Source organism: Bacillus sp. FJAT-27445 (assembly GCF_001510665.1).
In the GTDB taxonomy this organism is placed as follows: domain Bacteria; phylum Bacillota; class Bacilli; order Bacillales; family Cytobacillaceae; genus Bacillus_D.
Map to the genome: position 1 here is coordinate 380,436 of NZ_LMTI01000003.1, position 22,623 is coordinate 403,058.

The 22,623-nt window shown below is 45.5% G+C and carries 18 protein-coding genes; 12 read left to right on the forward strand and 6 right to left on the reverse strand.

Features of this window, described 5'->3' with window-relative positions:
- Positions 1-15: 15 nt before the first annotated feature.
- Positions 16-1,245, forward strand: coding sequence for a glycosyltransferase family 4 protein (locus tag AR337_RS10260; RefSeq protein ID WP_059171917.1), 1,230 nt, complete (start codon positions 16-18; stop codon positions 1,243-1,245).
- A gap of 875 nt (positions 1,246-2,120) precedes the next feature.
- On the opposite strand, the gene AR337_RS10265 is transcribed toward AR337_RS10260, so the two are convergent.
- From AR337_RS10265 to AR337_RS10285, 5 genes are all read right to left on the reverse strand, one after another.
- Positions 2,121-3,644, reverse strand: a complete 1,524-nt coding sequence (locus AR337_RS10265) for a SpoIID/LytB domain-containing protein (RefSeq protein WP_059171918.1) — start codon at positions 3,642-3,644, stop codon at positions 2,121-2,123.
- Between the two features lies 1 nt (position 3,645).
- The gene (locus AR337_RS10270) at positions 3,646-4,359 is read right to left on the reverse strand and encodes an SH3 domain-containing protein (RefSeq protein ID WP_059171919.1); all 714 of its coding nucleotides are present in this window, start codon (positions 4,357-4,359) and stop codon (positions 3,646-3,648) included.
- 147 nt (positions 4,360-4,506) lie between these two features.
- Positions 4,507-6,537, reverse strand: coding sequence for an N-acetylmuramoyl-L-alanine amidase (locus tag AR337_RS10275; RefSeq protein ID WP_082686921.1), 2,031 nt, complete (start codon positions 6,535-6,537; stop codon positions 4,507-4,509).
- Between the two features lie 298 nt (positions 6,538-6,835).
- On the reverse strand, positions 6,836-7,876 hold the full coding sequence (locus AR337_RS10280) for an LCP family protein (protein WP_059172232.1): 1,041 nt from the start codon (positions 7,874-7,876) through the stop codon (positions 6,836-6,838).
- A gap of 92 nt (positions 7,877-7,968) precedes the next feature.
- Complete coding sequence (locus AR337_RS10285; protein ID WP_059171920.1) at positions 7,969-8,610, reverse strand: YigZ family protein; 642 nt, start codon at positions 8,608-8,610, stop codon at positions 7,969-7,971.
- Positions 8,611-9,019: 409 nt separating this feature from the next.
- On the opposite strand from AR337_RS10285, the gene AR337_RS10290 reads away from it, so the two are divergent.
- The 11 genes from AR337_RS10290 to AR337_RS10340 all read left to right on the forward strand — a co-directional run bounded on the left by AR337_RS10290 (position 9,020) and on the right by AR337_RS10340 (position 19,595).
- Positions 9,020-10,168, forward strand: a complete 1,149-nt coding sequence (locus AR337_RS10290; RefSeq protein ID WP_059171921.1) for a sensor histidine kinase — start codon at positions 9,020-9,022, stop codon at positions 10,166-10,168.
- A 29-nt stretch (positions 10,169-10,197) separates the two neighbouring features.
- Complete coding sequence (locus tag AR337_RS10295) at positions 10,198-10,884, forward strand: response regulator transcription factor (protein WP_059171922.1); 687 nt, start codon at positions 10,198-10,200, stop codon at positions 10,882-10,884.
- A gap of 232 nt (positions 10,885-11,116) precedes the next feature.
- Complete coding sequence (locus AR337_RS10300) at positions 11,117-11,956, forward strand: DegV family protein (protein ID WP_059171923.1); 840 nt, start codon at positions 11,117-11,119, stop codon at positions 11,954-11,956.
- A 477-nt stretch (positions 11,957-12,433) separates the two neighbouring features.
- Entirely contained in the window at positions 12,434-13,117 is a 684-nt protein-coding gene (locus AR337_RS10305; RefSeq protein WP_059171924.1) for a hypothetical protein, read from the forward strand.
- A gap of 215 nt (positions 13,118-13,332) precedes the next feature.
- Positions 13,333-14,364: an NERD domain-containing protein gene (locus AR337_RS10310; protein WP_059171925.1), complete on the forward strand. Its 1,032-nt coding sequence runs from the start codon at positions 13,333-13,335 to the stop codon at positions 14,362-14,364.
- A complete protein-coding gene (locus tag AR337_RS10315; RefSeq protein WP_082686923.1) occupies positions 14,361-15,875 on the forward strand; it encodes a DEAD/DEAH box helicase in 1,515 nt (504 codons plus the stop codon). The genes AR337_RS10310 and AR337_RS10315 overlap by 4 nt, the downstream gene beginning before the upstream one ends.
- A gap of 74 nt (positions 15,876-15,949) precedes the next feature.
- On the forward strand, positions 15,950-16,666 hold the full coding sequence (locus AR337_RS10320; protein ID WP_253701610.1) for a ComF family protein: 717 nt from the start codon (positions 15,950-15,952) through the stop codon (positions 16,664-16,666).
- A 263-nt stretch (positions 16,667-16,929) separates the two neighbouring features.
- Positions 16,930-17,478: a ribosome-associated translation inhibitor RaiA gene (gene raiA, locus AR337_RS10325; protein ID WP_059171927.1), complete on the forward strand. Its 549-nt coding sequence runs from the start codon at positions 16,930-16,932 to the stop codon at positions 17,476-17,478.
- 161 nt (positions 17,479-17,639) lie between these two features.
- The gene (locus tag AR337_RS10330; RefSeq protein ID WP_059171928.1) at positions 17,640-18,506 is read left to right on the forward strand and encodes a DUF1028 domain-containing protein; all 867 of its coding nucleotides are present in this window, start codon (positions 17,640-17,642) and stop codon (positions 18,504-18,506) included.
- A gap of 7 nt (positions 18,507-18,513) precedes the next feature.
- Positions 18,514-19,068, forward strand: coding sequence for a chromate transporter (locus AR337_RS10335; protein ID WP_059171929.1), 555 nt, complete (start codon positions 18,514-18,516; stop codon positions 19,066-19,068).
- Complete coding sequence (locus tag AR337_RS10340) at positions 19,065-19,595, forward strand: chromate transporter (RefSeq protein ID WP_059171930.1); 531 nt, start codon at positions 19,065-19,067, stop codon at positions 19,593-19,595. Before AR337_RS10335 ends, AR337_RS10340 begins: the two co-directional genes overlap by 4 nt.
- A gap of 241 nt (positions 19,596-19,836) precedes the next feature.
- Here the strand turns inward: AR337_RS10340 and AR337_RS10345 are convergent, their stop codons facing one another.
- The gene (locus tag AR337_RS10345; protein ID WP_059171931.1) at positions 19,837-22,272 is read right to left on the reverse strand and encodes an Ig-like domain-containing protein; all 2,436 of its coding nucleotides are present in this window, start codon (positions 22,270-22,272) and stop codon (positions 19,837-19,839) included.
- Positions 22,273-22,623: the final 351 nt, after the last annotated feature.

Below are 22,623 nucleotides of genomic sequence, written 5' to 3' on the forward strand. Positions count from 1 at the left end.
AATGGAGTTTTTAAAATGAAAGTAATTTATCTATGCCAGCACTTTCCACCAGAAACAGGCGCTCCGCAAATCCGTGTTTATGAAGTGAGCAGGGAATTGATCCGGCGCGGCCACCAGGCGGAAGTCCTGACCGCGTTCCCGCACCATCCAAAGGGAGTCATCCCGGATGAGTACAAGGGAATGTTTTATAAATTTGAATATTGGGATGGTATTCCGGTCCATCGTTCATGGATTTATCCATCGCCAAAGGGCAGCTTTTGGAAACGGCTTGCATCGTATTTTTCATTTACGTTCAGCGCGTTTTATTCGATTTTTAAAGCGAAGCCGACGGATGTCATAATCTGTAACTCCCCGCCATTATTCCTTGGAATAACCGGGTATCTTGGCGCGAAAATCAAGGGGGCGAAGTTTGTTTTCAATGTGGCCGATATATGGCCAGAATCGGCTGTCGAGCTGGGTATTTTGAAAAATAAGAACTTCATCCGGATGGCGGAGTGGCTAGAAATGTTCCTTTACCGGAAGTCATGGAAAATCGCAACCGCGACGGAAGGTATCCGCCAGTATATTATTGATAAAGGGAAGAAGCCGGAAGACGTTTTCCTGCTTCCGAACGGCGTGAATACCGAAACATTCAAGCCGATGCCTAAAGACACGGACCTGCTTGAGGAAATCGGCGCTGAAGGAAAAAAGGTGTTCATGTACGCGGGAACGTTCGGATATGCCCAAGGACTCGACTCAGTTCTTGAGGCGGCCGCCCTGCTTAAGGACGCCGAGCCAGATGCGCATTTCCTGTTTGTCGGGGACGGCCAGGAACGTGAGAAGCTTCATAAAATGAAGGATGACCTTGGCCTTCATAACGTAACCTTCTATGGGTCCGTACCGGTCTCGGAAATGCCGCGTTTGTTTTCCGCTGCGGATTACAGCATCGTTTCCCTTCGCAATATCGAATTGTTCAAGGGTGCGCGCCCATCGAAAATATTCCCGGCGATTTCATCCGGGGTTCCTGTTCTGTATTGTGGTGACGGCGAAAGTGCCGCCATCCTTGAAGAATACAATTGCGGGAAAATTGCTCCGCCGGAAAACCCGGAGGGGATTGCTGCTGCGGTAAGCGAACTGATGAAGCTCAGCGAAGACGATTATGCGGTGATGAGTGAAAACGGCAGGAAGCTAGCTGTTGAACAATATTCGTGGAGTAGTATCGTCGGAGACCTTCTGGATAATATTGAAGGTGCGGTGAAGAAATAAATCGTCGGAGTGCGGGGCTGGGTGCCTCGCACTTTTTTTGTTTCGCGGGTAGCAGCTTTGAGAGTAACGAGATTTGTCTGCAAGATTCCCGATGCATTGTCTAAATTTTATCCTAGCAACTTGCTATCGGTTCCTAGCTTTTATGAACCGGAATGGTAATTTTACGAACAGGAATTACAATTTTATGAATCAAATACGCGAATTATGTACCGGGCTCGGTTCTTCACCATAAGTGGTGCTGGTTTTTGATTAAAATGCCTAACTTATATGTTGATTGGAGCGGAGGGCACCGACTCCGGCGGGATGCAGCGGCAAGGTGGAGACCCACGAAAAGCGAAAGTGCCTTGGTCAGCCCCGACAAGCGCTGGAGGGCCTGAAGGAAAAGTCGCTCTTTGACTTTACCTGAAGGATCGAAGCGACCTCGAGGGGCTAGGCGCTGTAGCTGGACAAACAGGCGCTAGCGCCGAGGAGGCTCTTAACTGCTCCTGCGCCAAAGATTATTCGAAGAAGCAATCTTCAGCTCGTCGCAAAGCCCTTGATATTTTTCGAGAAGCTTATTCATGGAGTGAATTCCAGGAAGTTGCTTTGACGTCCCGCGGAAAGCGTGTGCCTGTAGCGCAAATCAACAATATTAGTTAAAACCACTTTTTATGGTGAAGAACCCCGGACTCCTGATTTTTCGAACCAATCCAAATTTATGAACGCGGACCAGCTTTATGACCTGGACCCAACAAGGTAACGGGATTATTTCAAAAAAAATATATAGAACTCAATGCAACTAACCGCTAAAATCCCAACTCTTTTACAAAAAAACTACTCACAAAAAGAAAATCCGCACCAATTAAACTGGTGCGGATTTTTATAAGCTTAAGGGATTATTTCGAAACAGTCGTTCCTTTGAAGTAGTGAGTAACGATTTGCTCTGCGGTGTAGCCTCTTTCAGCAAATCCCTTGGCTCCGTATTGGCTCATGCCGATACGGTGGCCCCAGCCTTTTCCGGTCACGGTGATTTCGGAAATGCCGGATCCTTCGCTGGAAACGACGCCTCCGGAGGTTTGGATTGTGACCCCTGACCCATCAAGTGTTACGGTTCCTTGTGGAGTCTGTACAGTGTAGCCTTTCAAGGTCTCGATAGCTGTCGTCCCGGTTGATGTTTGGACGGACATAGCCGCGGTTTCCCTCTTTACAGTAATGTCAAACCAGTTTGAGTACAGAATATTATAGGCACCCGGGTTGTTAAGCGGGAATAGCTGCCTGATTTGCTGCTCATTACCGGTTTTGGTCATTGTTCCAGCGGATGTTTCAATTGTAACTGCCTTGACTTCCCCATTAGCCCCGGTTTTGGAAAGGCTAATATCGTATAGAGTGGCTGTTATCGGATAGCCGAACGATTTTAAGATCGTGGAAGCGGGAAAGGTTTCCGTCCACGAATTATACTTTGATGTTTCATATGGGTCATCAACGGAAACAAGATACGGATAATAGGATTGGTTTGATCTCCAGACATCGCCTACGTTTGCTGTTTTCCCGCCACTTGTGGAAAAGAAGTACGTTTCGGCCACTTTTCCATCGTATTTTACTAAAAGGCCTTCGGTTTCCTTGATGGCCGCGTTCGACCTTGGATCCTCAGCTGTATAGCCGCGGTATACCTGGCTAGCAGCAGTATTGGTCAAAGCCCTTATCCTTGTTGCATACGTCCGCGCGACGATTGCCTGCGCCTTTAGGGCTTCCTTGTGCCAGGAAGCGGGCATTTCGCTCGGGACAACGCCTTTAAGATAATCCTCCATCCCGAGTGTGTTCAAAACTTCAACCTTTGAGCCGTTTGGCTTAAGGAAAAAGCTGCCTCGGTACGTCGTTGTGTTATTGATTCTTGTAAGCGACTCGGAGGGAGCGTCAATGAGATTTATATACGTAAACGGCACCCAGCCTGTCTTTCCGGCCGCGGATACCCTGTACCATACCTGTCCCTGGGAGTTTGTAATCTCCTCAAGGAAATCGGCCGTGTCGTTTGCCTGGAAGGTATGGATGACATCATAGCTGGTCGAAGCACCGCGCCTCATGTCGGTTTCATAGGTGAAAAAAGCAATTTTTTTGGTTGAAGAAACCTCCTGGAGATCGAATCCCTTGGCGGAAGTCCCGCTGAATCCGGTGTACGCAACGGTTACGCCCGCCGTATCCTTTTTTACCGAAATGGTCGTTCCCGGGGGGATAACCTGGGCTTTTCCAGTATCTTTGTTAACAACCTGGTACGTACCATTCAGAGCCATAGGAAAGCTCGACGCAAGGAAAATCGAGACATCGACTTTATTTTGGTACTGAACAGGCTCGGCAGCTTCTCCTGTCTGCGGAAAGGCGGTTACTAAAAGCAGGAGGCAAAGGAACGGATAAAGTTTTTTCAACTTACTTCACCTCGCCAAGGGTGCTGCTCATCCAGCCCCGGACTCCGGCGGAGGTTTCTACGTTGTACCAAGTTTCCCCTAAGGAGTTTGTGAATGTGTTCAAGTATTTTAGCGTTGTTCCCGCCTTAATTGTTGCCAGGATCGGATAACCTGTCGAGGCACCTTTGCGGATATTTGCTTCCGATTTAACTGTTACAGTCGTTGGAGCGGTTACAGCCGGCTTTGTTGTCGATACATCTCCAGAGAACACCCATCCTAGTATGCTAGGTGTTACTTCAATCCTGTACCATAGTCCGGTAGCTACTGTTACCGAGCCGACCACTTTTAGGGAACTCCCAGCTGGTTTGGAGGCAAGGATTTTATATTTAGTGGATGCGCCTGACCGGATGTCGACAGAACTCTTCGCATAAACGGTTGAAGGCAGCTGCCCTTCAGCAGGCGGCGGTGGCGGCGCAGGTGTCTGGTTGCCGATTTGAGTTTTCAGGCTTTCAATTTCCTGCTGCTGTTTTGCAATTTTCGCTTCTAGATCTGCTGTTTTTGTTTGAAGCCCGGTTATTTTCGTATTTAATGGATTCAGCTGGGATGTTACCCAATCAACGCTCGCCAGGACGACATTCCCGGATGCGTTCATGCCCATAGGTGTAACGATAACCGCGCCTGCGCCAATCCCAAGTGCGATCGCACCTGCGGCAATTAGTTTTTTCGTTCGTTTCATTCGTTGAAACCCCCTGTATACAAGTTTAAGAGAAAATGATAAGGGTAAAAATAAAAAGACCCTATCATTTTCTCTGGAAGACTAGCATTGTATGAAAGCCGTAAACCGGCGATTGTTAATTGCTTCTAATTTAGTTGCCTGCGGTGTCTACAGATTGCTGAAATACTCTTCAAGCCCTTTACGGATTCCAATTGCCGAGTTTTTCTTAAACGTGTCGGAACGTAAAAGAGATTCTTCGGTCCTATTCGAAATGAAGGCGAGTTCAATCAGGATGCTTGGCAGCTCGTTCATCCTGTTGACATAGAATTCCTGCTCCTTGACACCCCTGCTTGGTGTTCCAATCGACGAAATAAGATTTTTTTGGATGTCATCTGCCATAGCCGCGCTTTTAACGCCATTGAAGTTGACAGTCCTATTGTAATACGTTTCCGTTCCTCTTGGCGAAGCAGATGTGTTGGCATTAGTATGAAGGCTGATAAACGCATCATAGTCTGAAGCGTTTGCGATTGCTGTCCTCTGTGAAAGTTCGAGGAATACATCAGTCATACGGGTCATGAAGACGATTGCCCCTTGGCTTTCCAATTCCTTTTTTAAGAGGAGGCCAGTTGAAAGGACAACATCTTTTTCACGCAATCCGGTTGGCCCGATTGCACCTGGATCCTTGCCGCCATGCCCTGGGTCCAGAAGGATTTTTTTGCCGTACAGCCCAGTTTGCATGACTTTAATTGAAACCTCGGTCTTGCTGTTCCGGATTGTGAATGTGTACCCCGGCTGGAAGTTCAGAACTGCCGTCTTTTCCGCAGCCCCTGAATTCTGTACGGTAACCGATTCGATTCCGGGCACGATTTCCTTAGGCGTTTCAACATCTGTCAGGCCGCCGTACAGTTTCAGCTGGTTGCCTGATGTTGAATATTTAAACTTGTAGTTGGACGACTTTTTCCAGACGAGATAATAGTCTCCGTTCCTGATTTCAAAGGTTGGCGTTGAAAGCTTTCTTATCGTAAGGGAAGTAGGGGAGGTCGTTGATTTGTCTACCCAACCGCGAATTCCCGTCGAGGTTTCGACATTCAGCCAGCCGTTCAGCTCGTTCAGGACCGTCACGACCTCGTTTTCTTTCAGATACGCATTCGCAGAGTAGTTTGTCGAAGCTCCGCGCCTGACGACTGCCTTGTTCATTGCGTAAACGTATTTAATTTCGCTTTTTGAAGTGACAAGTTCATTTTTCGGAACCCAGCCGGCAACCCCTGTGGACGTCTTAACATTTAGCCAGGTTTGCCCAAGGGAATTCGTAAATTCTTGTAAAAAAGTAACTGTGCTTAAATAACCGAGCTTTTGCTTTATTTTATATTGATAGCTGGCCCCGGAATACAAGGAAGTATTCCTTGTAGCGACATATCTTGTAGGAGACGTGTAGACAGGCTGTTGCGAAACGACTGACTCGTGCACCCAGAAGTTCTTGTTGGATGGAGTCAGTGCTTTGTACCATACATCCCCGTCGGTATCTGCCTGCTGCTCAAGTGCCTTAAGCATTGTGCCTTTCGGATAAGCTTCCATCACTTCATGTTCCATGGAAGGGCCGTTGCGTACATTCGCGGAATCGACACTTACATATAAAGGCATGTCCAAAGCCTGAATGGTACTCATCAGTGTGGCGGGAATCCAGCCGGCAACTGTCGGGGTTGCTTGGACCCGGAGCCAAACTTCACCTGTTGCAGATGTGTGTGTTGCCAGGACAGGTACTTTCGCATTAAAGGAAAGATAGGCGTTTACCGTATAGAAGAGTGCTGCTCCCCGTCTAACCTCAGCGTTGTTTACCGTTGTGTAAACATCCGACCCAATTGCAGGTACTCCGTTTCCAGGCTCGGGAGCCGAAGGAACGGGTAATGGCGTTTCTTCAGTACGCTTTTTGAATTGGCTGGCAGGTGCCCAGCCTTTAAGTGATCCAAGGTCAACCCTATACCATAATTGGCCAAGGGAATTAGTAAATTGGTCAATGACTGTAACTTTTTGGCCTGAGGTTATAAAAGTAACGACCGGATAATTCACGGTAGCCCCTTTATGTATTTCTACTCTCTCGGCTGTAGTTAACTTGGTTGGCAATCGTAACTCTTCTGCTCCAGCGAGGACAGGAAACAGAACCGTTGTTGCAAGGACAGAAGAGGCTAAAAACTTTTTCACGTTATCGTTATCCCTCCATCGACATTCAGATTCATTAACTATTCTAGCGGAATTTGTCAAACTTTCCAATGCCAATAAAGTTCTATTTTGCCAGAATGGGAGTTTTCTGGTTCATCTGGAAAGGTGCATGCTGAATGAAAAATTGCGGTACATAAAGGTTTTGGTGGTAAAAAGAACTGGCTTTAGAGGAATAATTTACCGGTTGTTTCGATACAAAAAAGCTTCCGCCAAGATGGCGAAAGCTTTCTATCGTGAATCTATCCTAGCAGGGGAAAATATATCCGGGAAGGTTCCCGGTTTACTCATTCCCGCTATACTCACCGTCATCAAGTCCGGCTGCGGCTGCGGAATTTGCTGAACTGGAGCCCGCCAATGAAGAAGAACTTCCAGTCCCGTCACCGAGTGCCTGTGTAAGAAGAGTGTTGATTTGGGCAAGGGACTCCTCGTCTGGGATGAAATAAGCCCCATTGTTGATCGTCCGGTCTTCGCCTTCAATTTTAAGGTTCTCGATAGGCGTGTTTTTAAGCTTTGAATAGAGTTTTACAAAACTTGCGAACTTTGATGGAGGGATATTCGTCTTTACGTTTTTCCCCATATCATCTATTAAGTTATCAATCTTGGTGATGGATGTGAATGAGGTGCCCTTATCAATGATCGCTTTTATTACCTGCTGCTGGCGCTCATTTCGGCCATGGTCGCCTCTAGGGTCAGTTTTCCTCATCCGAACATAGGCGAGTGCTTCATTCCCGTTCAGTTCCATTTCGCCTTGATAATAGGTTTTCCACTTCAGGCTACCGGTCAGCTGCGCTTTAAAGGTAAATGGAACATCTACCTTTACGCCACTCAGCGTATCGACAACATCCTCGAATCCATCGAAATTGGTGGTAATATAGTAATCGATTGGCACATCTATCAGACTCTTGACTGCCTTAATGGTCGTTTCAATTCCCCCATTTCCATAGGAATGGGTAATCTTTGTTTTGTACCCTACTTCATCGATATAGAGCCTTGTGTCACGAGGGATGCTAACCATGTAAATTTTCTCGGTCTTGGGATTGACGGTCGCGAGCATTAGGACGTCCGAACGTTCCCCGCCCTCCTGGCTTTCAATGCCGACAAGCAGGACAGTGAATGGATCTTTTGTGACCGCGACATCAGGGGCTTTCTTATCGGACTCAAGCTGATGGTAGATGTTTTTTGAAGCTTTTTGGGTACTATACAAAATTTCATATGCAAAAAAAGAAACGGTTCCGATTACAAGAAATGCAATGAGCAATGCGATGATGCGGAAAGTCCGTTTTTTTCGTATTTTCTTCCTTTTTAGCCTTGTATTCTCAATCATGGGGAATCCTCACTTCAGTCGAAATAATGAACTAAAATACTTGCGGCAATACTTTATTTTATAGTAATTTCCAACTAGAGTAAATAGGATTATTTTTCAATCCAGTCTTTTTCCAAATAAGTCATTCCACCCTTTGTAATAGAGGCCTGGCCATTTGTCAGCTCTGTTACCCAGGCGGTAAACACGTCTGCTTCATTTTCCTTCACAAAAACGTCGAAAATAGCTTTTTCGGCATAGTCCACACCATTCAGAACGTATGGAGCATTCCTCAGTTCATTCTCAAGTTTCCCAATCCATGTATAATTGACCGAAACCTTCATGCTTTGCGTCAGGATCCGTTCAACAATACCGGCAGCATTCAATCCTTCCGATGCCGCTTTTCCATAGGCGCGGATTAAACCTCCCGCACCAAGCTTGATTCCGCCGAAGTATCTTGTCACGACGATGACAGTGTCCTTCAACTTCCTCTTTTTCAATACTTCCAGAATGGGAACGCCTGCTGTGCCGCTAGGTTCGCCGTCATCATTTGCTTTTTGGATCTGATCATTTTCACCAATCAGGTAGGCAGAACAGTTATGGGTTGCATCCCGATGAATCCGCTTAATTTCCGCAATGAATTCCTGCGCCTCTGCTTCGGACTGCGCGCGGGCGGAATGTGCTATAAACCGAGACTTTTCGATGATAATTTCATTGGTGCCGGTTTGTTTCACTGTACGATAAACAGCAAGCATTCCAGTGCTCCTTTCTATCCTTCTACTTAACTACCCAAAATTTATTATTTCCCAACCTATATTATAGTCCTTTTCAACCAAAAAACTTCAACTATTCAACATTAAAAAAATTTCTCATGCTATAATTATTACGGTTTCTATAGTGTGAATTGGTGCTTACAGAGTGCATTATTTTTCAATTAGTTATAAAATCCTAGTGAAAGTATGTTTAGACACTTCCCCTATAGGCTAAATGATTTAGATAGAGAAATCAATCGTGAATCAAATTGCCGATTTTTGGTGAAATTCTACTTTTATGCCAATAATAGATAGTTTCATTCAAACTTTCACGATAAACTAGGGAAAAGGGCTTGAAATGGCCAGAAGGCCGCCGAGCTCGATACGGAGTTTAGGTGGGGCGGAGAATGTAATGGGTATAAAGGATTTTGATTCAAAAACACTCGACATCATTCTTGAAAGAATGATTGAATCTGTTGGAAAAAGCAAGGATGAGATTTTCAGAATCAGCGAGCAATCCAGGACTGATCATGAGATGCTTACATCCGAACTGGCTGAGGTGGAGGAGCTGACAGCCAGGATCATTTTCGAGGGAGACCGGCTTGAGGGCCAGGTCCGCATCGCACGAGATGTCCTTTCGGAGGTAAGCATGCACTTTAAGGATTATACCGAGGATGAAGTGCGTGGAGCCTACGAAAAAGCTCATCAGCTGCAGATGGAACTGACTCTGAACAGGCAGATGGAGAAGCAGCTTTGTGAGAGGAAGAAGGATCTGGACCGAAGGATGCGAGGCATTCGGGAAACGATTGAACGGGCCGATCACCTCGTCTCACAAATTTCCGTCGTCATGAACTACTTGATGAGCGACCTTAGGGAAATGGGCGAAATCCTTGAGGATGCGAAGCTAAAACAGGAATTCGGCATAAAGATTATTGAGGCTCAGGAAGAAGAGCGAAAGAGGCTGTCGCGTGAAATTCATGACGGGCCAGCGCAGATGCTTGCAAATGTAATGATGCGCTCAGATTTAATAGAGCGCGTTTATCGCGAAGATGGGCTCGAGGCAGCTTTTGCCGAAATAAAAAGTTTTAAACAGATGGTCAGGACCTCGCTTTATGAGGTTCGCCGGATCATTTACGATTTGCGTCCAATGGCACTCGATGATCTTGGGCTTGTACCGACCCTCAAAAAGTACCTACGGACGATAGAAGATTATTACAAAACGGTTAAAATTACATTTATGAACTTGAAGGATGACCGCCGTCTGCCATCGAATTATGAAGTAGCGCTGTTTAGGCTGATACAGGAGTCAGTCCAAAATGCGCTAAAGCACGCAGGCGCGGCTGAAATCCAGGTGAAGCTGGAAATTTCGGGAACCTCCGTAACGGTCGTTATAAAAGATGACGGTAGGGGCTTTGACCCTAGAAAGCGGAAATACAATTCGTTTGGCATAATGGGAATGAAGGAAAGAGTCGACCTTTTGGGGGGCCAGTTTGCCATCTCCTCCAAGCCTGGTCAGGGAGCCGCAGTGATTATCCAGGTTCCGATTCCGGATGGGAAGTAGTTGGCAGTAGTAACAAGGAGGCGATTGGATTGAAAACGAGAATAGTAATCATCGATGACCATCAGCTTTTTCGCGAAGGCGTTAAAAGAATCCTTGAGTTTGAAAAATCCTTCCAGGTAGTGGCGGAAGGCGATGATGGTACGGCGGCGCTTGATTTAATCAGGGAGCATGACCCCGATGTTGCCATCATGGATATCAATATGCCGACTCTTAATGGAGTTGAGGCTACAGGGCAAGTCATGGAGCGTTATCCGGATGCAAAGATTATCATTCTGTCCATCCATGACGATGAAAGTTATGTCATGCATGCGCTCCAGACAGGCGCTCGCGGTTACCTATTGAAAGAAATGGATGCCGACGCGCTTATCGAGGCCGTCAAGGTCGTTGCCGCTGGCGGTTCCTACCTGCATCCGAAGGTAACACATAACCTGGTTAACGAGTATCGCCGCCTTGTCGGCTCCGGGGAAGAAAGCGCAGCCGCAGCACTGCAACAGCCGGAGATTCGGCGCCCTCTCCATCTTCTGACGAGAAGGGAGTGCGAGGTGCTTCAAATGCTGGCGGATGGTAAAAGCAACCGCGGTATCGGTGAGGCCCTTTATATTAGTGAAAAGACAGTTAAAAACCATGTAAGCAATATATTGCAAAAGATGAATGTGAACGATCGTACTCAGGCTGTCGTTGTTGCAATTAAGAACGGCTGGGTCGAGGTTAAATAACAAACAGGCTGTTGAATAGTAAAAGAATAGCCGAAGACGTCCGCGCGGTTGCAGGTCTGCATGGGATAGACTTGCGCCCGGTAGGAAGTCCGGACCGTCTGGAACATACATAAGCGAAGAGGACACAGGGGAATCCCGTGTCCTTTTTGCCATGACTAGGCCGATAGAAAGGTGCACCCTCTTCCTGGTTTCGATACAATGGAAGGATAAAGTTTGAATGGGATGATTAATGATGAAAACAGCAGTAGTAACCGATAGTACAGCCTACATACCCCGTGAACTGCGGGAAAAATTGAATATACATATGATTCCGCTTAACGTTATTTTTGCTAATGAGGCGTATCAGGAAGAAGTAGAACTTGGTGCCTCCAATTTTTACAAAGAGGTAAAAACGAGGGAACTGCCGACAACCTCCCAGCCGCCAATTGGAAAATTTGTCGAGCTATATGAACAGCTTGCCCGGGAATACGATGCAGTCATGAGCATCCATTTGTCGAGCGGGATAAGCGGAACGTATCAAGGCGCTGCCGCAGCCGGCGGAATGGTCGATGGTCTGAAGCTATACCCGTTCGATTCGGAAATCAGCTGCATGGTCCAGGGCTTCTATGTTATTGAGGCGGCCGAGATGGCCCTGCGGGGGGAGGAACCGCAAACCATTATAGCCAGGCTTGAAGAAATGAAACAATCAATGCGCGCCTACTTTATGGTTGACGACCTCTCCCACCTTCAGCGCGGCGGCCGCCTATCAAGCGCACAGGCCCTCATTGGAAGCCTGCTGCAGGTAAAGCCGCTCCTCCATTTCGAAAACAAAAAAATCGTTCCTTTCGAAAAAATCCGTACCCGCAAGCGCGCAATGAACCGGATTGTTGAACTTCTCGGTGAATCGGCTTCAGGCGGGGGCCAATACCGCGCATCCATAATCCATGCCAATCGCGAATCGGAGGCCTATGAGTGGAAACAGGAACTGGAACTGGCCTTTCCCCAAGTCGAATTCACAATAAGTTACTTTGGCGCCGTAATTGGCACCCATCTAGGTGAGGGGGCCATGGGGATGGGATGGTATAAGAAATAGAGATGTTTTGGTTCAATGTGCAGGCCGTCCCGAAGAGGGATGGCCTGTTAACTTTTACTTAACCTATTAATAGGGGGAGATTGAGTGATTGGAAAAAGTGATAAAATACTCAATCATAAATGATTAGGGGGGAGTTACGTGAAAATAGCGGGAATTGAGGAAAAGCATCTGAAGGAAGTAATGAAGGAATATGATGATGCGTTCAGGGGATTGAAAGACCGATAAGGGAAGGAAGGGTAAAAGCCCTTCTTTTTTCTATGGTCTAAAAGTCCCGAAGTGAGAAATTCTTATTGGGGAATTTATGGAATATTTCATTTAATCGGGTAAAAATCACCCGGTTTTTTATTGTCTGAAGGATAGGTATTAGTTCACATTTTGAATATCTAACATATACATTAATGTTTATGTTGATATATAGTGGAAGTGTTCAATGAGTAAACAAAATTTATCAATTATGGAAAAGGGGTGGGGATTCAGATGAATCAATTCAAGAAAGTAATGGTTGCGGGGATATTGATCGGGGGCCTGTTGTCGGGTTGTGCGAGTTCTGGTGAAGTATCAGGGGGTAAATCAGAGGAACCGAAAAAGGAAGCGACTAAGGCGGATCAGAAGCCGTTGAAGAAAGATAGTGAAGGGAATTATATATTAGAGGAAGTTGGCCAGATAGCCCCGAATGAAGATGCGACAGGAGAGCTTTTGGGGATTGCGAAGGTGAATCAGGTGGTTGATATTGCCCCGTTGAAGGTGACGGTGAAGGATATCAAGCTGATTAAATTGTCGGATGTATCAGAGGATATGGCTGTTAGTTTGTCGATGTATACTGGCGGTGATTATGAAGATTTACAAAAGGGATTCAGTTATATCCAAGTCCAGTATGAAACGGAGAATACATCAGAAGGAAATGTGAGTTGGAATGATTTAGAAACGGCGGTAACGGATGCAGGGGAACAGATTGATGTATCAATGGAAGATTTTCATTTTGATGATGCTGAAAGTGATTCAATGTTTATCGGAAAAGTTAAGAAGGAATTTATAGATTCGTTTATTGTCAAAAATGATCAGATCAATAAAGTGAAATTGGTATTTGGAGCTTCTTCCAATTCTGATACCTATGATACATTCACAGATAATCAGACAGTAGAATATGAGTTGGAAAGATAGGGGGAAAACCTCTATTTTTTTGGTTTATTTGTGGGAATCGATAGCAGAGTGCTAGCAAAGCCAGACGATACAAATTAAAACCATAATATAAGATTGCAAAGTTTTCATATATTTGTAATAAAACAGTGAATAAATTTCCCATACTATTGTTACAATTAAATTGTATTATTTTGTAAAATCAATAGATTCAGTACCATCAAAAAGGAGGACCCTTATTGAATTTAAAAGATAGAAAAATACCCCTTAAAATCCTACAGGAAGAAGCATTTCTAAGAAATATTTCCTTAACCTGTCCGGAGCGGCCCAAGTTGGAAAATGACTGTACCCGGAGAAAGGCCGGTTATTGGGGAGAAACGGAATTGAATTACTACCTTAAACTGCTCCCTCACGAAGGCTATTTCATCCTCAATGACCTCAGGCTTCCCTTCAAAAGTAACTATTTTCAAATTGACACCCTCATTATTACTACAAGATACATACTCCTTATTGAATCAAAAAACATGAAAGGCACCTTATTTTTTGATAGAGAATTCAATCAGCTTCTCCGTTTGAATGGGGATCAAGAGGAAGCATTTAAAGACCCCATTGCCCAGGTGAAAACTCGCATCTTGAAACTAAAATCACTTTTGGCCATTCTCCCCCTAAATATTCCTGTTGACTACCTTATTTCAATAGCAAGTTCAAAAACCATACTTAAAACAAACTCAAGACATATCGACAGGGTCTGCCACGCCTATAATATCGTTCATATATTGATGAAACTGGATGCTCAATATCACGAGGAGTTTTTGACAACGGATCAGATTTTTGAAATTGCAAATATTCTTCTCCGTTTCCATACCCCATCGCCCTTTAAAAATTACCACGCATTTGGTCTTTCACTGAATGATTTTCTTCTCGGTATCTATTGCCCTATCTGCAACAGGAAATTGCACTATAACTGGGGGAAATGGCATTGCTACACGTGCAGTTCGGAAAGCAAGGAGGTGTATATTCAGAAAATAATAGATTATTTCCTGATTTTTGGACCAGAAATATCGAATTCCCAATGCAAAGAGTTTTTGGGCCTTCCGTCAGAAGATCTGTCCTTCAAACTTCTAAGTCGACTAGATCTGCATTCGACTGGAAAGGGAAAGAGGAAAAGATATCATCCGCCCGGCCCCTTTGAGAACATTGAAGAATGGGATATGGATAAAAAATTAAAGTCAACTGTTCTTTTTCAAGACGGCTCATGGAGGCAAAGATGAGGTTTACTCTCCAAACTGAAATAGTAACCCCGGTCCACCCAACCTTTACAAAAGATGGGCAGCCGCAGTTCCCGCCAGACACTCACCGCATCTCCCAACTGCAAACGATCCCGCATCCGCCGCTAAACCCCGGATTTACACCAAACTCAAACCTTCAGGAAGCTCTCGCAGGAAAACAGCTTCTCCTTGACGATATCAACCTACCACAACAAGAAATCCAAAATCATTATAAAAATGGTTATGTTGCATATAAAAAAGGAATCGAATTCTTCGGTAAAAAACCCCAGTGCTCACGCTGTGGAAATGGGGATCCGCTTCTGTTCGGGGCATTTCCATGCTCACGCTGCGGGGAGATGTGCATGTATTGCCGGAAGTGCATCGTAATGGGGAGGATTAGTGAATGTACACCGCTTATCGGATGGTCCGGCACAGCACCCACTTTTAACATTCCTGAAAAGATTATGGAGTGGAGGGGGATACTCTCCGAAGGGCAGCAGACCGCCGCAAACCGGGCAGTAGAAGCTGTCCAACATAGTAGGAATCTTTTAATTTGGGCTGTATGCGGGGCGGGGAAGACGGAGGTCCTTTTCCCGGCAATCGAAGCAGCCGTCGCAAGCGGGAGACGGATTTGTATTGCCACGCCGCGCACCGATGTTGTCCTTGAACTCGCTCCCCGCCTCAAAGCGGCATTTCCGTCTATAAATATCGCATCACTTTACGGAGGGAGCGAAGAACGCCATACCTTTGCCCAGCTGACGATTTCGACGACCCACCAGCTGCTAAGATTCAATCGAGCTTTTGATACCGTAATCTTAGACGAGGTGGATGCATTCCCATATACGATGGATGAATCGCTTCAGTATGCCGTGGAAAGGGCCAGAAAGGGGAACTCGTCAATTATCTATCTTACCGCGACCCCAAGCAAAAAATGGCAAGCAGAATGCCGTGTAGGGAAACGTGCGTATGTGACAATTCCCGCCCGTTTCCACCGCCATCCTCTCCCCGTTCCTGAGTTTGCCTGGTGCGGAAATTGGCGAAAGCATCTTCAAAAGAACCGGATTCCTAAAGAATTCATGAGGTGGGTAAGAGAACGAATTGGGACAGGTAAGCAGGCACTCATCTTTTTCCCGCATATTGAATCCATGCAGGTAGCCCTGCCTCTTTTCCGAAAATTGCATTCAGCGATTGATTCTGTCCATGCTGAGGATCCGAGCCGAAAGGAGAAGGTATTGAAAATGAGGAACGGTGAGACGCCTATCCTCCTGACAACTACTATCCTTGAACGCGGGGTCACACTCGCGAACATTGATGTCGCCGTCATTGGCGCCGAAGACCGGATCTTTACCGAAAGAGGGCTTGTCCAAATTGCCGGACGGGCCGGAAGAAGTGCCAAGTACCCGACTGGCATCGTGACATTTTTTCATTTTGGGAAAACAAATGCGATGGTGGAAGCACGGAAGCAAATCCAGCTAATGAACCAGGAGGCAAAAGCAAAGGGGCTGCTGGATTAAGATGAGACAGCTTTTTGAAGGGAAGGCACGGATAAAGTAAAAATGATATGTCAAGTAAAAATAGGAGGGATAGTTTGCTGTTTACGACTGAACGATGCTTGCTGTGCGGAGGGGAAGCGGCCGATGCGGAATCTTGGTCAAGCCTATTTGCCAAGACAAGGGAAAATCCAATCTGTGATAGCTGCAGCAAAAGCCTGGAACGAGTGGGCGGCGATATATGCCAGATTTGCGGGAGGCCGTTTTCTGCATACGATGTCACATTTAGGGTAAAGGAACTGTGTGGAGACTGCAGCCGCTGGGAAAAGGATGACCTGTGGGCAGGACTGCTCGACAGGAACCGTTCCTTGTATGTATACAATGATTTTCTCAAGGAAGTCATTGCCCGTTATAAATACAGGGGCGACTATATTCTGGCCAGGGCGTTCAGCAATTTGGCCGCCGTGGAAATCCAGAAGATGAAGCCGGATATTGTTGTCCCTATTCCTCTAAGTCCGGAAAGGCAGTATGAGCGCGGTTTTAACCAAGCTGAAGCGGTAATAAGGGAGGCAGGCTTGCCGTATCAGCAGCTGCTTGCCCGGATTCACGGCGAAAAGCAATCGAAGAAGTCCCGCAATGAGCGCATCAATGTGCCACAGGTATTCAGGCTAACAGAATCTTCAGGCTTTGCCGCGAAAAAAATCCTTCTCGTTGATGATATTTACACAACCGGCTCGACACTCAGGCACGCGGCCAAACTCCTGAAGGAAGGAGGTGCGGGGGAAATCTCCTCGTTTACAATCGCCAGGGGCTAATTGAAGGCAAGCGTTCATCTTTTAATGCCATCAAAGGCACAATTCGACATTCATTCGACAAATTGAAAGCTGCCCCACAATTTGATTTCCGCGCCGAAAAAGAAGAAGAAAAATCTCCTTCTTTTTTGGAAAAAAAGGTTGTCACTATTTGCCTAGTGCAATTGTCAAATATTCGACAAACTTTTTGTTCTGTTTTAGCAGGATTCTCATAGGGTAAGAGAGAATTATATTTACATAGTCATAACAAAAGGAGGAGTTTCATTATGAATTACAACATTCGTGGTGAAAACATTGAAGTAACTCCAGCAATTCGTGAGTATGTGGAAAAAAAGATTTCCAAACTCGAAAGGTACTTTACTGAAACACCAGATTCCAACGTCAACGTCAATCTGAAAGTTTTCCAGGATAAAACATCAAAGGTGGAAGTCACCATTCCGATGCCGCATCTCGTCCTCCGCGCCGAAGAAAGCCATGAAGACATGTATGCCGCGGTCGACTTGATTACCGATAAATTGGAACGCCAAATCCGAAAGCATAAAACAAAAGTAAACCGTAAATTCCGCGAAAAAGGTGATTTTGCGGCGATGTTCGCAACAGTACAAGGATCCGATGCCTCCGAGTTCGAGGATGACGAACTAGAGGTGGTTCGTACAAAGCGATTTGAACTTAAGCCAATGGATAGCGAAGAGGCCATCCTTCAGATGAACATGCTCGGCCATACCTTCTACGTTTTTACCAATGCCGAGACAAACCAGACAAACGTCGTCTATAAACGCCACGACGGCCGCTACGGTTTGATTGAAGCGCATTAATAAGAAGATAATCCGGTTCCCAATCTGGGAGCCGGATTTTTTAGGTGGAAGCAGCATCCGGTCTAATCCGGGAACTCTTTTTAAAAATGAAAAGGAATTTCATTTTTAGTATCGAAATTTAGGGTAATAGATGTACAATACATACGAAGGGGGAATAGGCCATGACCTTTTCCATTGTCGGATTCGATCCAGTTGAAAAAGAATGGGGGATTGCCGTCCAATCGAAATTCCTCGGAGTAGGCGCAGTGGTCCCGTGGGCAAAAGCTGGAGTCGGAGCAGTTGCAACCCAGTCCTACGCCAACACGGCGTATGGTCCGAAAGCTCTTGAACTTATGGCAGCAGGCAAAACGGCGGAAGAAGCGCTTCAGATTATTCTCGAGGAAGACAGGGAGCGGGAAATGCGCCAGGTTGGCCTCATTGATGCCGAGGGAAACGCGGCGACTTTTACAGGTTCGCAGTGCTTCAAGTGGGCGGGGGGCGTAACTGGAACCCATTTTGCAGCCCAGGGGAATATTCTTGTCGATGAAACCACCGTCACCCAAATGGCTGCCACATTCATGGAAACAAAAGGAACCCTTGCGGAACGCCTATTGGCGGCGCTTGACGCGGGCAAGGAGGCCGGAGGAGATTCTAGGGGCCAGCAGTCTGCGGCACTCTTTGTCGTTAAGGAACGGGGCGGTTACGGCGCATTCAATGACCGTTACATCGATCTTCGCGTCGATGACCACCCGCAGCCAATCAAGGAGCTGATTCGTATTTATGGCCTTCAACAGCTTTATTTCGCACCGTCGAAGCCCGGACGGATTGTCCCGGTTACAGGTGAGGTAGAAACCGAGCTCGTCCAGCATCTTGGGCGCCTAGGTTATTTTAAAACAAATATTGCCGGCAAACAGGAAACATTTAAAGCGCTGACAGCTTATTTGCACACCGAAAACTTTGAAATGCGCGAACTGGAGGAAGGCTATATCGACCTCGATGTTCTTGAATATATGAAAAAACAGGAACCGTCTAACACAGAAATGAGATGAACCTTTAATGAAACAAGCTGATTTATTCATGGCCTTTTTCCGGGTCGGCATGCTCGGATACGGCGGGGGACCGTCATCCATCCCGCTGGTACAAAAAGAAGTCGTGGCCCGCTATAAATGGATGGACAGCGAGGAGTTCGGCGATGTTCTCGCTCTCGCAAACGCACTCCCGGGGCCAATCGCAACAAAACTCGCGGGGTATATTGGCTACCGTGTAGCAGGGTATGCCGGTATGCTGATTGCCGTCTTAGCTACAATCGTTCCGACCATCATCCTGATGATCTTGCTACTTGCCGGGCTGAACGCCTTCAAGGACCAGCCATGGGTTCGGGGAGCGGCAAGCGCGGTCGTTCCGGTCGTCGCAGTCATGCTCTTGACCATGACATGGGATTTTATAAAAAAATCACTTGGCTCAAGCCTTGGAACAGTATGGACGATTATTCTTCTGGTCGGCAGCTTTGTTCTCCTTGAGGCCCTCGATGTTCATCCGGCCATCATCATTTTTACTCTCCTCCTCGGGGCCTTGCTTAAAAAGGACAAGAAGGAGGAAGGTACGCCATGATTTACCTTCAAATATTCTGGGCTTTTTTCCTCCCGGGAATTCTTGGTTATGGGGGCGGCCCGTCCACGATCCCATTGATTGAGGCAGAAGTTGTCGACCGCTATGAATGGATGACCACAAGCGAGTTTTCCGAAGTTCTTGCTATGGGGAACGCGCTCCCAGGACCGATTGCGACAAAAATGGCTGGGTACATCGGCTATGAAATCGGCGGCACACTCGGAGCCGTTATCGGCGTTTTTGCAAGCGTCGCACCATCGCTCGTGTTAATGATCGGCTTACTCAGCCTGCTCATGAAACACAAGGAATCGCCAAGGGTGAAACGGATGACCATGATCGTCCGTCCGGTAATCGCCGCCTTGCTTGCGGTCATGGCCTACGACTTCTTCAGCGAATCGTACCAGGGACCAGGGCTTTTACATACTCTGTTCCTTGCCGCTGCAACCCTCTTCTTGATGGAAAAAGCCAATGTACATCCGGCTTATGTTATTGCGGGAAGCCTTTTGTATGGGGCGATATTTTTGGGATAATAGGAAAGCTAAAAGGGGGTGCACTTTCGGTTTTTCGTGGATGTGGAGAAACTGTTCTCCGGAAAATATGTAATACTTTTTGTAAAAGGCTTTATTAATAAAGGTTTAATAAACTGCCTTGGAATTTCCATTCTCAATGAGCGCCATTAAACGGGAAAAAGAGAGGGAATGCGGCAAGTTTCAACAAATATTTCCCGGGAAAAGAATAAAAGCAACCCGAAATTCGTCGGGTTGCTTTTGCTTATGTTTTGGGAGCAGTACGTTTAATGGTAATTGTGTAGGTGGTTTCTTTTCCATCAAGTGATTTTACTGTTACTGTAAAAACATTTAATCCAACATTCAAGGCCTTTGTGCCTGTCCCGCTAACAGCATTATTGGAATCTTTGGATTCAGCAATGATATTTATGCTTGATATTGTATTTTCCACCTTTACTGTATAGTTCAGGCTGTAAGGGGAAAATTTTGGGCTTAAAGTATGGTTACCCACCTCAAGCTTACTTAAGGCTGGCATTGCTTTCCTGGGTGCGTGCGCAGCATTCATGGCTTTTTCTTTAGCATCCGCACCTATACCGTGACAATTTGAACAAGGAATGTCTTTGTTTGCTTCTGTTTCTAAATGGCCGTCTGATTTTACCGTATCAGGTATTTTACCGGTTACTCCATAAATGGCTGTAGTGCCATTGTGGCATTTAAGGCAGAAGCTCCTTTCAACTGCGGGAGTCCAATCACCATTTTCAATTTTAAAGGTTTGCTGATTTTCGTGTCCAATTACTGTTTTTAGCTGCTTTATATTTGATGAACCATGCGTATCATGGCAATCTGCGCAAGGAATGTGGCCAGCTAGAGGGCTTCCATCCTGTGCCTTAATAGTATGACCGGAAAAAACCAGTTCAGCAGGAGAGATATCCCTGTTCGTGAATGAGGATTCTCCGTTGATTTCTTCATAATCGACCAGTACTTGTTTTGTTAAATTGCTATAATACTGGGCAATGTCAGCAGCTTTGGCGGTGTCATTATTAATGCTTTGATAATCCGGATTATGGCATCGGAGGCAGAGGCCGTAATCTTCATAAACCCCTATTGCCGTGTTTGCATTTTTATATTCAAATAGTTGGTATTCTACCCTTGGGTCACCAAGTTTTTCGGCAGTCTCGGCATCATGGCAAGTTTCACAAAGCTGGGATTTGCTGCTTATTTCACCCGATGGCTTTCCTGGCTGGGGCAGCGTGTCATCATGTTTATAAATAAAATGCCCTTGAGTTAGATTCGGATTGGCAGTCGACAACTCGGAATGTGGATTATGACAGCTGGAACAGGAACTTCCCGTTAATGTTCCGTCCATACTAATTCCAGCATTATGCGAATGGGTACTTTGGTTATTCTCCGGTAAAGGCGCAACCGTTCCGTCGTGACATGCCATACAATATAGGTCAACTGTTAAATCTCGATTATCATTTTCGCTGTTTTTCTTCTGGTCTAAAAGCTTTGGATTACTGGCAGCATGTGTGCTATGACAATTCGCGCATGTATTGAAATTGCCTGAAAAGATTCCATGCGGGCTTTCACGATGAATCGTTTTATTATTATAAGCAACCTCATAAACTTTTCTATTAGTTTCTGCAAAAGAAATACTTTCCGTCGTAAAGGACCATATTCGTGGGAAAGCTCGATTCCCAGCAGAATCCAGTACACCGGATGGATTAATTGATATATGATATTTTGTACTTCTTATTAAAGGCTGAGTAAGTTCGAATATTACTTCCTTAGTAGCTTCCGTGTAACCAACGAAAATAACCGGAATCGGTGTAGAGGATCCGCTTTTTGTCAGTGTTAGGCTTTTCTGTAATTCCAGTTCGTTGATTGCGTTGGCATCCAAAATCTTAAACTTAAATTTTGTATTATCTTTATCGACTGCGACTTGCGACATATTCGATTTAGGTTCCAGACTGCTCGGTAAAATGACCGGCCTTAGCGTGTCTAATATAAAGCTAATGCTTTTAGGAGGCCCTAAATTGCCCGCCCGGTCAGTTGCCTTGGCGAATACAGTATGTTTTCCCTGCTTCATTTGGGCATCCTGATAAACGAAATTTCCAGAATTCCTCAGATTTTCCAGGACAGGAATCCAATTGCCTTCTAATTCACCACCTGTACTCTCCGTACAATCAAGGCAGATTTGGACACTTGAACCTGGTTCGGTCATCATTTCAATGGAATTAGAATTTGAAAAAGCGCCTTCTTTTTGATTCGAAAATTCAATCGTTGGTACAGTTATATCAACCGTAATCTTGATTGTTGGAGAAGGGAGGGAAGGCTTTCCATCAGTGCCCGATGCTATAGCATAAAGATTATTTTCCCCGGTTTTCAAGGGAACCGTAACGTTCCAGGTATTTTCTACTATTGAATTGGTTGCACCAATGGATTCATTTTCGCTAAAAATACTAACAGAGGTAACTGATTCAAAATTTTCAACCGTGCCGGAAACCGTTATCTCCTTTGTGTTAATGACTGTATCCGTTTTTGGTGCGAAAATAGTAACCAAGGGTTCGGTTCCTATTGGTGTTTGAGCCTGGACAACTGAATTTTTGGGTAATTGTGGTGGAAGGAGAAAATATATACATAAAACGATAACAGTTATTAGATTGAAATTGGTTTTATGCAGGAGTCCTCTATTATCCATTTAGTACCCCCTCATTTCTTCAAAAGATGCTAAATCTAGGAATTGACTATACTTACATTATAATCCCATTGTTGAGATGGCACTAGTGAATATGGTAATAATTCAATGAATATTCATATATGAATAAATCCGGAATGGCAGGGATAAATCAAGGTTCATCTTTTACATTATTACTTTTTGTCTTACAAAAAATAGTCATATATGAGCCTCTTCAAAAAAAGGCAAGGATATATACTTTGAGAAAATTCCATTTTCAAAACTTTCTCCTTGTAATCCTTTTTGTGTTTTTTAGTTTGGTTTTCCGAAATCCTACAAAACTATTTTAGAGCAAAGAAAATTTCATGTTGTTTT